The organism is Leyella stercorea DSM 18206, from assembly GCF_000235885.1.
GTDB lineage: Bacteria > Bacteroidota > Bacteroidia > Bacteroidales > Bacteroidaceae > Prevotella > Prevotella stercorea.
Genome location: NZ_JH379381.1, coordinates 9,630 through 25,902, shown reverse-complemented (window position 1 = coordinate 25,902; position 16,273 = coordinate 9,630). Strand labels below are relative to the sequence as shown.

At 56.0% G+C, this 16,273-nt stretch carries 11 protein-coding genes; all 11 read right to left on the bottom strand.

The genetic code is table 11. The features are described from left to right. Positions 1-34: 34 nt before the first annotated feature. Positions 35-352, bottom strand: coding sequence for a DUF4834 family protein (locus HMPREF0673_RS03025; RefSeq protein ID WP_007897737.1), 318 nt, complete (start codon positions 350-352; stop codon positions 35-37). A 47-nt stretch (positions 353-399) separates the two neighbouring features. Beyond that, the gene (gene pssA, locus HMPREF0673_RS03020) at positions 400-1,140 is read right to left on the bottom strand and encodes a CDP-diacylglycerol--serine O-phosphatidyltransferase (RefSeq protein ID WP_007897735.1); all 741 of its coding nucleotides are present in this window, start codon (positions 1,138-1,140) and stop codon (positions 400-402) included. A 4-nt stretch (positions 1,141-1,144) separates the two neighbouring features. Next, a complete protein-coding gene (locus HMPREF0673_RS03015) occupies positions 1,145-1,837 on the bottom strand; it encodes a phosphatidylserine decarboxylase family protein (RefSeq protein ID WP_007897734.1) in 693 nt (230 codons plus the stop codon). Positions 1,838-2,186: 349 nt separating this feature from the next. Then, positions 2,187-2,501 (bottom strand): thioredoxin, encoded by a 315-nt coding sequence (gene trxA, locus HMPREF0673_RS03010; RefSeq protein ID WP_007897731.1) that lies wholly within the window; start codon positions 2,499-2,501, stop codon positions 2,187-2,189. Between the two features lie 118 nt (positions 2,502-2,619). Beyond that, positions 2,620-6,348 (bottom strand): DNA polymerase III subunit alpha, encoded by a 3,729-nt coding sequence (gene dnaE / locus HMPREF0673_RS03005; RefSeq protein WP_007897730.1) that lies wholly within the window; start codon positions 6,346-6,348, stop codon positions 2,620-2,622. A gap of 74 nt (positions 6,349-6,422) precedes the next feature. Then, on the bottom strand, positions 6,423-7,655 hold the full coding sequence (gene hutI / locus HMPREF0673_RS03000; RefSeq protein WP_007897729.1) for an imidazolonepropionase: 1,233 nt from the start codon (positions 7,653-7,655) through the stop codon (positions 6,423-6,425). A 14-nt stretch (positions 7,656-7,669) separates the two neighbouring features. Further along, positions 7,670-9,148 carry a histidine ammonia-lyase gene (gene hutH / locus HMPREF0673_RS02995; RefSeq protein WP_007897727.1) on the bottom strand — a complete coding sequence of 493 codons (1,479 nt, stop codon included), beginning with the start codon at positions 9,146-9,148 and terminating at the stop codon, positions 7,670-7,672. Positions 9,149-9,200: 52 nt separating this feature from the next. After that, entirely contained in the window at positions 9,201-11,204 is a 2,004-nt protein-coding gene (locus tag HMPREF0673_RS02990) for a urocanate hydratase (protein ID WP_007897725.1), read from the bottom strand. Between the two features lie 226 nt (positions 11,205-11,430). Continuing rightward, positions 11,431-13,137 (bottom strand): glutamate formimidoyltransferase, encoded by a 1,707-nt coding sequence (gene ftcD, locus HMPREF0673_RS02985; RefSeq protein WP_007897723.1) that lies wholly within the window; start codon positions 13,135-13,137, stop codon positions 11,431-11,433. Between the two features lie 266 nt (positions 13,138-13,403). Beyond that, positions 13,404-14,855, bottom strand: coding sequence for a TrkH family potassium uptake protein (locus HMPREF0673_RS02980; protein ID WP_007897716.1), 1,452 nt, complete (start codon positions 14,853-14,855; stop codon positions 13,404-13,406). Beyond that, positions 14,855-16,198, bottom strand: a complete 1,344-nt coding sequence (gene trkA, locus HMPREF0673_RS02975) for a Trk system potassium transporter TrkA (RefSeq protein WP_007897713.1) — start codon at positions 16,196-16,198, stop codon at positions 14,855-14,857. Before trkA ends, HMPREF0673_RS02980 begins: the two co-directional genes overlap by 1 nt. Positions 16,199-16,273 lie beyond the last annotated feature (75 nt).

Here is a 16,273-nt window from a genome sequence, read left to right as displayed (position 1 = left end):
ATAAGGGAGTTTTGACACACCTTCCTCCTACGTTTTATTTTTCTTCCTCGAAGTCGACATACTCGCCCTCGTCTTTCGCAAATATCTTGCGGTTGGCTTGGCGTGGTGAGCGTTCGTCGTAGAGTTCTTCTTCCACGACTACGCCGTCGTCGTATTGGGCGCTGCGACGCTTGGTGCTGCCCGCAGCAGAGCTTTGCTGTTGGCGATGGTTGGTGTGGTTGGTACCGTTGCGGAACTGCTTTGTCATGCGCTTTACGCGCAGATAGATGAAGCTGACGATGCCGATGAGGAAGATGGCTACCATCAGCACCATGATAAATATGCTTTTCAGAAATAGTCCGATGAATGTCATAGGAATGGTTTGTTTGGTGCTACAATCCGTTTCCACTCTCTTGTTGTCTACTTCTCGATGTCGACAGTGGTATGGGTGCGACTCACGATGTCGGCTACTACGGAGGTGAGGAAGTAGAGGGTGATGACTATCCACATGCCGCCGATGACGCCGAAGAGGGCGATGACTACGCCGGAGAGGGCGATGAACGAGTAGCGAAGCTCGTTGCCACGCCAGCCCCACTGCTTGAACTTAAGGGCGAACATGGGCAGCTCGCTGACGAGCAGGAGGCTTGTGAGCACTACGAGCAGCAGTATCGCGGGAATCATCCATGCTGACGACTCGATGAGTGTGGGCTGCGACACGAGCAGCGAGCCCCAGAAGAGGGCGTTGGCTGGTGTGGGCATTCCGATGAACGAGGTGGTCTGGCGTGTGTCGAGGTTGAACTTCGCGAGGCGAAGGGCTGAGAATGCTGCGATGAGGAAGGCGCAGTAGGGGATGTACGGCTCTACGCTGGCGAGCACTGTGGGGTATTCCATCACGCTCAACTGTGCGAAGACGATTGCCGAGGGGGCTACGCCGAATGTCACGTCGTCGGCAAGCGAGTCGAGCTCTTTGCCGATGGGTGATGATACTCCGAACAGGCGGGCACTCATACCATCGAAGAAGTCGAACACGGCACCGATAATAATCCATATCAGCGCACAGCGTGCGTCGCCTCCGAGTGCCATTACGGTTGCGATGCAACCCGAAACGAGGTTGCCGCATGTAAGGGTGTTGGGTATGTTGCGTGTTATGAAGTTAGCCATTGCTTTATTTCAGTTTTGCTATTATTGTTCCGTTGCCGGTGGTCAGCTGTCCCATCTTGACGCATATTTCGGTGCCGAGGGGCAGGTAGACATCGACGCGTGAGCCGAACTTGATGAAGCCGAGGTGCTCGTCGATGTAGCAGTCTTCGCCTTGCTTGGCGTAGGTGACGATGCGACGTGCCACTGCGCCTGCTATCTGGCGGCAGAGGATGTCGGTGCCTTCGGGGGTGGTGATGACTACGTCGGCGTGCTCGTTCTCCTCGCTCGCCTTTGGCAGCCATGCCTTGTGGAAGTTGCCGTCGTGGTGGGCTACGGTCTTCACTTTGCCATCAACGGGGAACCAGTTGGCGTGTACGTTAAAGAGACTCATGAAGATGCTCACCATGATGCGACGCTCGTGGAAGTAGACATCCTCGTCGACTTCCTCGATTACTACTACGCGGCCATCGGCTGGAGCTACTACCAAGCCCGTTGTGTCTTCTTCGGGGAAGAAGCGTATGGGGCAGCGGAAGAAGTTGATGACGATGCAGTAGACGGTGCCCATGATTGCCGTGAAGCACCAGAACGGCACCTTGCTGTCTATGAAACGCCAAAGCAGCAACGCGATTGCTGCGATAACGATGAAGCCATAAACGAGTGTGTCGGTTCCTTCGCGGTGAAGGCGTATTTTCTTTAGTTTCTTTATCTTTTTGATCATTGTTTGGTTCGGTATGTGTAAATTAGTTGTTGATAATCGGTTGTCGTAAAAATCGTATGCACGTACGCAGCCATTGTACGGATACATATATTCTGTGCAAAGTTACCGTTTTTTTATGGAAGTGACAAACTTTTTGTTGCTTTTATGGAAAACAAAGACGCCGAAACAACCCGGCGTGTCATGCTGACGGGTTGTTTCGGCGTTTATCTATAGGGGGGTAGGGGGTGCACTTGTCTCAAGTGCACCAACCGATCATAAGGAATTTTCCTTGGTTGGCATTTTCCTTGGTTGGTGCAGTTGGATGCATTCTGCTTGGTTGGTGCACTTGAGACAAGTGCACCCCCTGAGATTACAGGAGTTCGTCGAACTTCTTGCGAAGATCGCCTTCTGTGATGGCACCTACGTGCTTGCCAACGAGCTCGCCGCCCTTGAAGAAGAGCAGTGTCGGGATGTTGCGTACACGGTACTCTGCTGCTACGTCGTCGTTCTCCTCTACGTCGCACTTGCCTACAACGATCTTGCCGTCGTACTCCTCTGCGAGCTTAGAAACGATAGGAGCGATCATGCGGCACGGACCGCACCATGTAGCCCAAAGGTCTACTACCAATGGCAGTTCGCCAGTTCTGTACTGTTCGATGTTCTCTGTTGTGATTGTTACTTCCATAGTTGTATTCGTTTATTTGTTAGTGATTATTCTTTATACTTGCGATGATGGCGCAAGGGTTTACCTCTTTGGAGATAATGATTAAATATCAAAATCTGTGCCAATGTACCAACGATTATTAGTTGATGCCATAGCGCACGCCTTGTTCTGCCATTTCGTCGAGCGAGGTGAGCAGCTTCTTGTTCACGTCGACTGTGATGTTACGGCTGTAGAGCTGTACGTTGGTGTTGTTCTTGGCATCGTGGATGTTGATGTAGAGCGGCACGTTGCCGGTGGAGTTCTTCAGTGTTGTCTCCAGGTCGGTGAGTTGTGCGTCGTTGAACATCGTGGCATCCATGTACACCGTGAACTTTTCTATCGACTTCTCCTTTACGTCGCTGAGGAACTCTATCTTCTTTATTACCATGTCGTAGGCATCGGGGTTGTTGCGGAAGCGCTGCACGCATTGTGCTGTGATATAGATGTGGTATTCCTCCTGCAGCATGGACTGCCATTTTGTCCAGTCCTCGCCAAAGAGTGCCAGCTCGCCTTGTCCCTCGAAGTCTTCGATGGTGACGATGCCGAACGGCTTGTTGGTCTTTGTCCAGCGTTGAGAGACGGAGGTGACGATGCCGCCGAAGGTGAGTTCTTCGATTGAGGCGAACGCCTTCTTGTCCATCTCGCGGCCTATCTGTGGGCAGTGCAGGTTGCACATATGGTTGAGCACGACGGCGTAGTCGTCGAGCGGATGTGCCGAGAGGTAGATGCCCACCAGCTCGCGCTCGCGCTTCAGCAGTTCCATGGTGCTCCATGCTTCGCAGTCGGGCACGGGCGGTGTCTGTATCTCTACGCCTCCCATGTCGCCGAACAGCGAGTTCTGCATCGCCGACAGCTCCGACTGGTACACCTGACCATAGCGCAGGAGTGTCTCGACGAAGGTGTCGCCCTTGGCGTTGGGGGCGAAGTACTGTTCGCGGCGTATGCCGAACGAGTCGAAGCCGCCGCTCAGTGCGAGCGACTCCATCGCCTTGCGGTTGACGGCGGAGAGATTGACACGCTGCACGAAGTCGAAGATGTCCTTGTATTGTCCGTTCTTGTGTCGCTCGGCGATGATGTTGATGGCAGCTGCCTCGCCCATGCCCTTGATGGCTGAGAGTCCGAAGCGCACCTCGCCCTTTTTGTTGGCGGAGAACTTCTGTTCCGACTCGTTCACGTCGGGACCGAGACAGGGTATGTTCATAGCCTGGCACTCGGACATGAGCTTCGTAATCTTAGTGATGTCGTTGAGGCATCGGCTCATATTGCCCGCCATGAACTCGGCTGGATAGTGCGCCTTGAGGTACGCCGTCTGGTAAGCCACCCACGAGTAGCACGTGGCGTGCGACTTGTTGAAGGCGTAGGATGCGAACTTCTCCCAGTCGCCCCATATCTTCTCGAGCACCTTCGGGTCGTGTCCGTTCTTCTTTCCGCCCTCGATGAACTTTGGCTTCATGGCATCAACGATGGCTTTCTTCTTCTTACCCATCGCCTTACGCAATGCGTCGGACTCGCCACGGGTGAAGTCAGCAAGCTGGCGCGAGAGAAGCATCACTTGCTCCTGGTAGACCGTGATGCCGTAGGTGTCCTTCAGATACTTCTCCATGCAGGGGATGTCGTATGTGATTGGCTCCTTGCCGTTCTTACGGGCGATGAACGACGGGATGTAGTCCATAGGTCCCGGGCGGTAGAGGGCGTTCATGGCGATGAGGTCTTCGAACACCGTGGGGCGCAGCTCGCGCAGATACTTCTGCATACCTGCCGACTCGAACTGGAACGTGCCGATGGTGCGTCCCTCCTGATAGAGTTTGTATGTGAGTTCGTCGTCGATAGGGATAGTGTCGAGGTCGAGCGTGAATCCGTCGTGGGTGAGGCGTATGTTCTCCACCGTCTCCTTCATGATGGACAGTGTGGAGAGTCCGAGGAAGTCCATCTTGATGAGTCCGGTCTCCTCGATGACGTGTCCGTCGTATTGTGTGGCGAGCAGCTTATGTCCTGGGTCGCTCTTGTCTTCAGCCGTCGACACCGGCACCCAGTCGCTGATGGCATCGCGGCAGATGATTGTGCCGCAGGCGTGTATGCCCGTACCGCGCACGGTGCCCTCGAGCATCTTTGCGTACTTTATGGTGTTTGCCATCTGCGGGTTGGCACTCGCTTCGGCTTCGCGCAGCTCCGGCACGCACTTGATGGCGTTGGTGAGGTTCATCTTCAAGCCGTCGGGCAGCTTGTCGGGGATAGCCTTGCAGAGGCGGTTGGATATGTCGAGCGGCAGTTTCTCAACACGCGCCACGTCCTTGATGGAGTTCTTCGTAGCCATCGTGCCGTAGGTGATGATGTGCGCCACCTTGTCGTGACCGTACTTATCCTCCACCCACTCGAGCACCTTACCGCGTCCGTCGTCGTCGAAGTCGGTATCGATATCGGGGAGAGAGATACGGTCGGGGTTGAGGAAACGTTCGAAAAGCAGGTCATACTTGATAGGGTCGATCTTCGTGATGCCCAGACAGTAAGCCACAACTGAACCGGCTGCCGAGCCACGACCCGGACCCACCATCACGCCCAACTCGTCCTCAGCCGAGTTGATGAAGTCCTGCACGATGAGGAAGTAGCCCGGGAAGCCCATCGTCTTCATAATGTGCAGCTCGAACTTGATGCGCTCGTACACCTCGTCTGTGAGCGGTTCGCCGTAGAGACGTTTCGCTCCGTCGTAGGCGAGCTTGGCAAGATAGTCGGCCTCGAACTTGATGCGGTAGAGCTTGTCGATGCCACCGAGCTTCTTGATCTTCTTCTCCGCCTCCTCGTGCGACATTATCTCTTTGCCGTTCTCGTCGGTGGTGAACTCGCGGAATAGCTCCTCGGGCGAGATGCGTTTGCGTGTCTCCTCCTCCGTGCCGAACTCCTCCGGGATGGGGAAGAACGGCATGATGGGCGAGTGGTCGATGGAGTAGGTCTCCACCTTATCCAATATCTCGAGCGTGTTCGAGAGGGCTTCGGGCACGTCGGCGAATATCTCGTTCATCTCCTCGCGCGTCTTGAACCACTCCTGTTTGGAGTAGAGCATACGTGTAGGGTCGTTCAGCTCCTTGCCCGTAGAGAGACATAGCAGGTGGTCGTGTGCTTCGGCGTTCTCCTGGTCGACGAAGTGGCAGTCGTTGGTGCAGACAACCTTTATGCCGTATTCCTTAGCGAGCTTTATCAGTTCCTTGTTGGCACGCTGCTGCAGCGGGAACGTCTCGCGGTTGGCGCGTTGGTTCGGGTCCTTCACCTCGTGGCGCTGAAGCTCCAAGTAGTAGTCGTCGCCGAAGATGCTCTTATACCATTCTATCGCTTCGCGTGCCCCTGGTATGTCGCCCTTCAGTATCTTCGCCGGCACCTCGCCGGCGATACATGCCGAGCAGACGATGAGGTCCTCGTGATACTTCTCGAGGTCGGCTCTGTCGGTACGCGGTTTAGAGTAGAAACCGTCTACCCAGGCACGCGACACGAGCTTGATGAGATTCTTGTATCCGTGGTAGTTCTTCGCAAGCACGATGAGGTGATAGCCACCTGCGTCGCCCTTCTCCTTCACACGGTCGGCTTTGGTGCGGCGTGCCACATACATCTCACAACCGAAGATAGGCTTGAACGGCTCCTTGCCCTGTTCTTTCAGCTTGCCGTTTATCTTGTTGCAATAGTTGTACAACTCTTTTACGCCGAACATATTGCCGTGGTCGGTGATAGCCATGCCGCGCATACCGTTAGCCACGGCCTTGTCGACAAGCTTTTCCACCGGCGACTGTCCGTCGAGAATGGAGTAGTAGGTGTGTACGTGCAGGTGTATGAAGTCTTCCATCGTGCTGTTGCGATTTTTATGATTGAATGCTTTATAGTATAATGACTACAAAGTTACGCAAAAAAAATCATAACTCAACATTCTTTTCCCATAAGTACCACCTTCTTAACAATCGGCGTGGTGTAGGCATACGGAATGAAGTCTACAGACGGCAGTGGGGTGGTGATGAAGAAGTTGGCAACCTTGCCCTTCGCGATGCTTCCGTAGTTTTGGCTCTCGCCCATAGCGTATGCTCCGTTTATCGTTGCAGCGTTGAGCGCCTCGTTGGGCAGCAATCGCATCTTGATGCAAGCAAGCGAAACCACGAACTTCATGTCGCCCGACGGTGTAGAACCCGGGTTATAGTCGCTGGCTACGGCGATGCCCAAACCTACATCAATCATCTTGCGGCCCTTGCCGTAAGGCATATTCAGGAAGAACGACGTGCCGGGCAGCACGGTCGGCATCGTCTCGCTACCGCGTAGAACGTCAATCTCCTCCACGGTCATGCTCTCCAGATGGTCGACCGACAGCGCGCCGTGCTTCACGCCAATCTCCACACCGCCCGACGAAGCCAGTTCGTCGGCATGAATCTTCGGGCGCATACCCCATGCGGCAGCCGCCTCGAGCATACGTGCTGTCTCCTCTGGTGTGAAGAAGCCGCGGTCGCAGAACACGTCGATAAAGTCGGCAAGGCGCTGGCGACCCACTTCGGGTATCATCTCGTCGATGATGAGTTTCACGTAATCGCTTTGCGTCATGCCGCGAGCCACGGCGTGCGCTCCGAGGAACGTAGACACAATCTTCGCCGGCGAAGCCTCCTTCATACGCTGTATCACGCGCAGCATCTTCAGCTCGTCCTCGAGGTTCAGTCCGTAGCCACTCTTTATCTCTATGCAGCCCGTTCCCTTGTGTATCACCTCGTCGAGTCGCTGCATAGCCTGGCGGAACAGTTCGTCCTCCGAAGTGTTGTGCAGCAGGTCGGCAGAGTTGAGGATGCCACCTCCGCGCCGTGCAATCTCCTCGTAGCTCAGTCCGTTAATCTTGTCGACGAACTCGCGTTCTCTGCTGCCTGCGAAGACGATGTGAGTATGCGAGTCGCACCACGACGGCAACACCATTCCGCCTTCTGCGTCGATGGTCTTGTCGAAGGTGCCCGTCGGCATACCGTCGGCAACACTACCGAACGCAGCGAAGCGACCGTCCTCAACGGTCAGCCAGGCATCGTCGATAGTGTTGAACGCAGACATCTCCTTGCCCTGCAAGCGCAGCTTCGGAGCGTATTCGATACCAGCGAGAGTTTTTATGTTCTTTATTAAAGTTCTCATTTTCAACTATAAAGCTACTTGCGTAAGAATTCGATTGAGTTAGCAATGTGCGGATACATCACCTCGTCGCGCACGATGAACGGCACCACCTTGCGGTAGCTCTCGAAGATTGCCTCTACAGCCGGCGACGACTTCAGCGGACGGCGGAACTCGAGAGCCTGAGCCGCGTTGAAGAGTTCGATGGCAAGCACGCGTTCCGTGTTGAGCACCACCTTATACAGTTTGATGGCAGCGTTGGCACCCATGCTCACATGGTCCTCCTGACCCTGACTCGACGGGATGCTGTCTACCGACGACGGTGTAGCGAGTGACTTGTTGAGGCTCACCACCGAAGCGGCTGTGTACTGCGGAATCATGAAACCGCTGTTCAACCCCGGGCTTGCCACGAGGAAGCTCGGCAGACCGCGTGTGCCGCTGATGAGTTTGTAGATGCGGCGTTCGGAGATATTCGAGAGTTCGCACATGGCTATCGAGAGGAAGTCCATAGGCATGGCTATCGGTTCGCCGTGGAAGTTGCCGGCAGAGATGATGAGGTCTTCGTCAGGACAAACGGTCGGGTTGTCGGTAGCCGAGTTCACCTCAACGTCAATCACCGAGTCGACATACGCGATGGTGTCCTTCACCGTGCCGTGAACCTGCGGAATGCATCTGAACGAATACGGGTCCTGCACGTACGACTTCGGTTTCTCCACAATCTCGCTGCCCTTGAGCAGCTCTCTCATGCGAGCCGCCGTGACAATCTGTCCCTTATGCGGACGCACCTGATGCACTGCATCGGTGAACGGCGCGATGAGTCCGTAGTAGGCATCGAGCGACATGGCAGCAATCTTGTCAGCCCAATCGCTGAGGCGGTGCGACTGCAGCAGCGCCCATACAGCGAACGCACCCATGTTCTGCGTGCCGTTGAGCAGTGCCAGACCCTCCTTCGATGCGAGCTGGATAGGCTGCCAGTTGAACTTGCGGAGCATCTCCTCGCCACTTATCACCTTGCCGTCGACCTCCACTTCGCCAAGACCGACGAGCGGAAGCGTGAGATGAGCCAGCGGCACGAGGTCGCCCGATGCACCGAGCGAGCCCTGCATGTACACAACAGGATAAACGTCGTTGTTGAAGAAGTCGATGAGTCGGTTGATGGTTGCGAGCTGACAGCCAGAGAAACCATAGCTCAGCGACTGTATCTTCAAGAGCAGCATAATCTTCACGATGTCGTTAGACACGCGGTCGCCCGTGCCGCAGGCGTGCGACATCATAAGGTTAATCTGCAGCTGCGCCAAGTCGTCGGCACCGATGCTCACGTTGCAGAGCGAGCCGAAGCCTGTCGTAACGCCGTAAATAGGAGCGGTCGTCTCCGCTATCTTGCGGTCGAGATACTCTCTACACTCCACGATGCGCTTCTGCGCGTCGTCGCTCAGTTCTATCTTGTAGCCACCATACACCACCTCGCCAATGCGCTCGATTGACAGGTGTTCGGCAGAAATCTGATGTTTTTTCATTGTCGTTGTTTTTAGTTGGTTGTTAAGGAAGGGGGTGCACCCCTGATATTTCCTATATTAGATTGATGATGTCGTCATCGACGATGCTCGGCATTGTCACTTGCAGTCCGTGCGAACGCTGCATCTCGCGCTCTATGCTGTGTATAGAGCCTTCGTTGCGTGCCCAGGCACGGCGAGCGATGCCGTTGTTCACGTCCCAGAACAGCATCTCCGTGATGTGTCGGTCGCTGTCCGCGCTGCCGTCTATCACCATGCCGAAGCCACCGTTTATCACTTCGCCCCAGCCTACGCCGCCGCCGTTGTGCAGCGATACCCATGTAGCACCGCGGAACGAGTCGCCGATGACGTTCTGCACAGCCATGTCGGCGCAGAACTGCGAACCGTCGTATATGTTGCTTGTCTCGCGGAACGGTGAGTCGGTGCCCGACACGTCGTGATGGTCGCGTCCGAGCACGATGGGTCGGGTTATCTCGCCCTTGCGTATAGCCTCGTTGAACGCCAATGCTATCTTCGCGCGACCCTCTGCGTCGGCGTAGAGGATGCGAGCCTGCGAACCCACCACGAGCTGGTTTCTGCCAGCCTCCACAATCCAGTGGATGTTGTCAGCCATCTGTCCCCTTATCTCGTCGGGCGCGTTCTGCATAATCTCCTCAAGCACACGTGCCGCAATCTCGTCGGTCTTGGCAAGGTCGGCAGGGTCGCCCGATGTGCATACCCAGCGGAACGGTCCGAATCCGTAGTCGAAGAACATCGGTCCCATGATGTCCTGCACGTACGACGGATAGCGGAACTTGCCGTCAGCTGTGCAGATGTCGGCACCGGCACGCTTCGACTGCAGGAGGAATGCGTTGCCGTAGTCGAAGAAGTACATGCCGTTGGCGGCGAGGCGGTTTATGGCAGCCACCTGGCGGCACAGCGACGCCTGCACATGCTTGCGGAAGTCGTCGGGGTTCTCAGCCATCATAGCCTTCGACTCCTCGAGCGTGAGGTCGGCAGGATAGTAGCCGCCTGCCCACGGGTTGTGGAGCGAGGTCTGGTCGCTGCCTATGTCCACGTGTACGCCTTCGTCGGCGAGACGTTCCCACAGGTCGACCACATTGCCCACGTAAGCCATTGACACCGTGCGCTTCTCCTCCACGTTGCGCTTTATGGCAGGTATGAGTTCGTCGAGATTGTCGTGCAGCTCGTCCACCCAGCCCTGGTCGTAGCGCTTCTTCGCAGCCAGCGGATTTATCTCTGCCACCACGCTCACCACGCCAGCGATGTTGCCAGCCTTAGGCTGAGCGCCCGACATACCGCCCAGGCCCGACGACACGAACAGCATTCCGCGTATGTCCTGCGGTCCGCCCTTCTCGCTGCGCTGCTTGCGTGCCGCGTTCAGCACGGTGATGGTAGTGCCGTGCACGATGCCCTGCGGACCGATGTACATGTACGATCCGGCAGTCATCTGTCCGTACTGGCTCACGCCGAGAGCGTTCATGCGCTCCCAGTCGTCGGGCTTCGAGTAGTTGGGTATCACCATTCCGTTCGTCACCACCACACGCGGAGCGTTCGGGTGCGACGGGAAGAGTCCAAGCGGATGACCCGAGTACATCACGAGTGTCTGTTCGTCGGTCATCTCGCTGAGGTATTTCATTGTGAGTCGGTACTGCGCCCAGTTCTGGAAGATGGCACCGTTGCCTCCGTACACGATTAGTTCGTGCGGATGCTGCGCCACCTCAGGGTTCAGGTTGTTCTGAATCATGAGCATGATGGCAGCAGCCTGTTCGGAGCGGTGCGGATACTCGTCGATGGGGCGAGCGTACATATCATAAGTAGGGCGATAGCGGTACATGTAGATGCGTCCGTAGGTGTTGAGTTCGGCGATGAACTCCGGTGCCAGTTGTGCGTGCAACTGTTTGGGGAAGTAGCGCAGTGCGTTGCGCAGCGCCAGCTTCCTCTCTTCGTGGTTGAGTATCTCCTTGCGCTTCGGCGCATGATTTATATTCGGGTCGTAGGGCATTGGTTCGGGAAGGAAGTCGGGTATGCCCAAGCGTATATCTTCTGAAAAAGTCATAGGGTTAGGTTTTTAGGAACCCCTCCCCATCCCTCCCCGTCGGGGAGGGGTTGAGTTGGGTTATGGTTAAAGCCCCTCCCTATCCCTCCCCATCGGGGAGGGAGTTGAGTTGGGTTATGGTTAAAGCCCCTCCCCATCCCTCCCCGTCGGGGAGGGAGTTGAGTTGGGCTATGGTTAATTGTTTCGCTGTCTGTTCTCCCTCCCCGATGGGGAGGGTGGGGAGGGGCTATAGCTTCTCCTCCACGAGTTTCGTAATCTCTGCCTCTTCGCAGTTAGCCTTTTCGATGAGCTGGTTAGCCTCGGCGATGAGCGCGTCTGCCTTCTCGCGATCATTCAGCGAGCCGGCGTTGATCTTCACGTTCATACCTGCACCGAGCACTGCCGCACGCGCAGCCAATGCGCCCACGCCAGCATCCGACACGCTGTTCGGATTGCCCTTCTCAACCATCTTGCGGCAAACGTCGAATACCTCGAACGAAGCCTTCATCGTCTCCAGTGGTACCTCCGTAGCGAATAGCGTAGCGGTCTGTATAGCCTCCGAGCGTGCCGCCTTCTCCTCGGGCGTGTTCTTCGGCATTCCGAAGGCAGCCATGATGCGGTTGAACGCCTCTGTGTCCTCGTCTACGAGGTGGAGCAGACGCTCCTGTAGAGCCATGCCTTCCTCTGCAACGGCAGCGAACTCTTCCCACTGCTCGTCCCATCCCGGCTTGTGGCTCGACAGGTTAGCCACCATCGTAGCCAGCGATGCGCCTAATGCGCCCATGTATGCCGATACCGAACCGCCGCCAGGAGCCGGACTCTCTCGCGATGTCTCCTCGGCGAAGCCCTTCACGGTGAGGTCTACGAGCAGGTTCTGCTTCTCTGCGCCAGCCGCCATAACGTATTCTATAATCTTCTCCTCGGGCTTGAACTCCTTGAGGTCGGAGAGTCCGAGCGACTTGATGGCGATGTTGAGAATGTCCTTCTTCGGGATGCCGGCAGAGCGCTGCTGCTTGGCAAGGAAGTAGCGACCGGCTTCGAGCAGAGTGCGCTCCGGCACGAGGCCCACTATCTCGGTGCCCGTGACGCGCACGCCGCGGTTCTGTGCGCAGCGGCACACCTCGTCGAACGCCTTATGTAGCGGCGTTACATTGATATTGGTGATGTTCATCGACACCTGAGCGATGCCGTATTCGTCGATGAACCAGCCGATAGCCTTCGTACACTTCAGCGTACCGGGCTTCATGATAGGTGTACCGTCGGCGTAGCAGAGCTTCTTGCCGGTGATTGGATTGCCCTCGCGCATCGGGCGGCCCTTCTCGCGCACGTCGAACGCAATGGCGTTGGCGCGGCGTGTAGACGTGGTGTTGAGGTTGAAGTTGACGGCGATGAGGAAGTCGCGTGCTCCTACGACGGTGCAGCCCGTGCGAGCCACCTGCTCATCGAATGGGCGTCTGCCGAAGTCGGGTGCCTCAGCATCGTCGTCGATGCGCTCGGCGATACCCTCGTATTCGCCCTTGCGACACATGGCAAGGTTCTTGCGCTCCGGCTTGAACGCCGCAGCCTCGTAGCAATAGCACGGAATATTGAGTTCGTCGGCGATGCGCTTGGCGAGCTGGCGCGAAATCTCAGCGCACTCCTCAAGCGTGATGCCGCTCACGGGAACGATTGGCAGTACGTCGGTGGCACCGATGCGCGGATGCGCACCGTGATGCTGACGCATATCTATAAGTTGAGCGGCTTTGCCCACTGCTCTGAAGGCAGCCTCCACCACGTCGTCGGGTTCGCCAACGAAGGTTACGACTGTGCGGTTGGTTGCTTCGCCCGGGTCTACGTCGAGCAACTTTACACCCTTAACGCTCTCTACTGCGTCAGTAATCTGACGAATAACGTTCATGTCGCGGCCCTCGCTGAAGTTAGGCACACACTCTACAATCTGCTTTGTCTTTGCCATAGTGTAAGATATTATGTTAGTAGTAAATTTGTTTTAATGCAAAAGTATCAATGATACGGTTGCAAATATAGCAAAAATGGCAATTTGAAGCAAGCAAAAAGGTGCGAAAAATGCAAAAAGAAGTTCTACTAATAGCATCCGCACCGACCGACGCGGATGTCTGCACCGACTGACGCGGATGTCTGCACCGACCGACGCGGATGTCTGCATCGACCGATGCGGATGTCTGCACCGACCGATGCGTGCTATGAAAGTGCTACTATTGATTAGTTCTCCTTCCAGAACTGTGGAGTGAATATCACAAGAACAGTGAATATTTCAAGACGTCCGATGAGCATAAGCACAGAGCATATCCACTTCGCCGTGTCGGGCAGAATGCTCCACGACATGGTAGGACCAATCTCAAGACCGAGCGTCGGACCGACGTTGCCGAGCGTACTCAGCGTGATGGTGATGGCGTTGGTGTTGTCGATGCCCATCGCAATCATCGAGAACGAGCACACAAGGCACAGTATGAGGTAGCTCGTGAGGAAAGCCAGCAGCGTTACGCGCTTGCTTTGCGGCACGTTCGCACCGTCTATCTTTACCGGCAGAACGGCGTTGGGGTGGAGCATCTGGCGGAACTCGTTCTTTATCACCTTCAGCAACATTACGCCGCGGATGCACTTGAAACCACCGCCCGTTGATCCCGAGCATGGACCGAGGAACATACACACGGCGAGCACCACCCACGTCACGTGCGCCCACTTGGCAGGGTCGTCTGCCAACAGACCCGTACTGGTGATGAACGACACCACATGGAACAGACTGCTGCGCACGGCTGGCTCCAGAGCGTAGTCGTTCTTCCACATCAGTTCGAAGGCTATGAACGCCGCGCAGCCTAACACCATGGAGAGGTACAGACGGCACTCGGCACTCTTGAGCAGGGTGGACAGCTTGCGCTTGGAGACGCTTATATATAATAAGGTGAAATTGACGCCCGCTACGAAGCAGAAGAACGTGATGATATACTGCACGGCGGGCGTGAACACCGAGTAGTCGCTGTCTACCGCGAAGCCGCCCGTGGCAGCCGCCGTCATACTATAGTTGATGCTGCGGAACGGTGTCATGCCGGCAGCCAGCAGCGAACCGATGCAGAGCAGTGTGATGCAGAGGTAGACCACCCATATCCACTTGGCGTTGGTGCTGAGGCGCGGGTGCAGCTTGGTCTTGATAGGGCCCGTGGCTTCGGCAGCGAACACCTTCACGCTTCCGCCTACAAACGAGGGCAGAAGGGCGATGGTGAAGAACACAATACCCAAGCCGCCTATCCACTGCATGAACGAGCGCCAGAACAATATGCCGTGGGGCAGCGTGGAGACGTCGTCGATGATGGTGGCACCGGTGGTGGTGAAGCCCGACATGGTTTCAAAAAAAGCGTCTGTGAACGACGGCAGGTAGCCGCCAATGAGGAAGGGTAGGGTTCCGAAAAGCGAGAACACTACCCACGTGAGCGTCACTACGAGATAGGCGTCGCGACGCGATAGTGAGTTGTCGCACTTGCGTCCAAGCAGACGCATCGTGAAACCTGCACTTGCCGAGATTGCTACAGAACAGGCGAAGGTGAACACATCTTCCTCCTCGTAGCCTATGGCGACGCCAAGGCACACGAGGAACATCGTTGTCTCGATGAAGAGCAGCGAACCGATGATTTTATATAAAAGTTTCAGGTTTATCATTACAGAAAGAACTTCTCTATTTTCTTCATGTTGACGTTGTGGCAGAATACCATTACCGAGTCGCCGGGCTGTATCATCGTGTTACCCGACACGAGCAGACCTACGCCGTCGCGCACCAGTCCGCCGATGGTCATGCCTACCGGCAAGCCGAGGTCCTTCACGGGCTTCTGCGTCACCTTCGAACCTTCCGACGGTATGAACTCGGCAACGTCGGCGTTGGCAGTCATCAGGAAGCGCACGTTGTGCACGTTGGCGTCGAGCATCATCTGATAGATGTGGCTCGCCGCAATCGACTTCTTGTTGATGATAGTGCCGATATCCAGACTCTCAGCCATGCTCACGTAGTCGATGTTCTCCACCATAGCCACCGTCTTGCGCACACCCATGCGCTTCGCCGTAAGGCAGGCGAGGATATTAGTCTCGGCGTTGCCCGTGAGAGCCACGAACGCCTGCGTGTTCTTGATGCCCTCCTCGATGAGCAGCGAGAGGTCGCGTCCGTCGCCGTTGATGATGAGTGCCTTCTCGTCTTCGAGTATCGAGTTGAGACGTTCACAGCGCTGCTCGTCGGTCTCGATGATCTTCACGTCCATGTACGACGGCATGGTCTTCACCGTGCGCACAGCTGTCGCTCCACCGCCCATTATCATCACGTTCTTCACGTCGACGTAGTGCTCCTTGCCCACAATCTTACGGACGTAGGGTATGTACTGCTTGGTAGTCATAAAGTAAGCCAAGTCGTACATCTGCAGACAATCGTTACCGCCAGGGATGATGGTGTCGTCACCGCGCTTTATGGCTACGATGTGGAACGGGTCCTCCGGTCCGCATATCTCGCGCATCGGTCGGTCGAGGATGGTGCATGTCTCGCGCAGCTTCACGCCGAGCATCACCAGTGCTCCGCCGTGCACGTCCCAACGCTGGCGCACCCACGACATCTTCAGTCCGTTGTTGATGTCGGTGGCTGCAAGCATCTCCGGATAGATGAGCTTGCTCACGCCCAGCTGCGAGAAGAATTCCTGCAGGTCAGGCGCGATGTATTCTGCGTTGTCTATCTTCGCCACGGTCTTCTTGGTGCCCAACGCCTTTGCCAAAACGCACGAGTTCATGTTCTTGCTCTCGTCGGGTGTCACGGCGATGAACAGGTCGGCTTTCTCCGCACCCGCATTCTTCAATGCCTCGATGCTTGTTGACGATGCCTCCATGGTGAGGATGTCTACGTCCGAACCGATATGTGAGAAGCGCTCCTCGTCGGTGTCCATAACGACGATGTCCTCATGTTCGCGCGAGAGCAGTCGCGCGAGGTGGCAGCCGATGGCGTAAGCGCCGGATATAATGATTTTCATGTTCTTTTATTTTGATGTTGTGATGGTGAGGTGTTGAGATTTGCGTAGGAGGCTACGGCATTCCTGCCGTAGCCA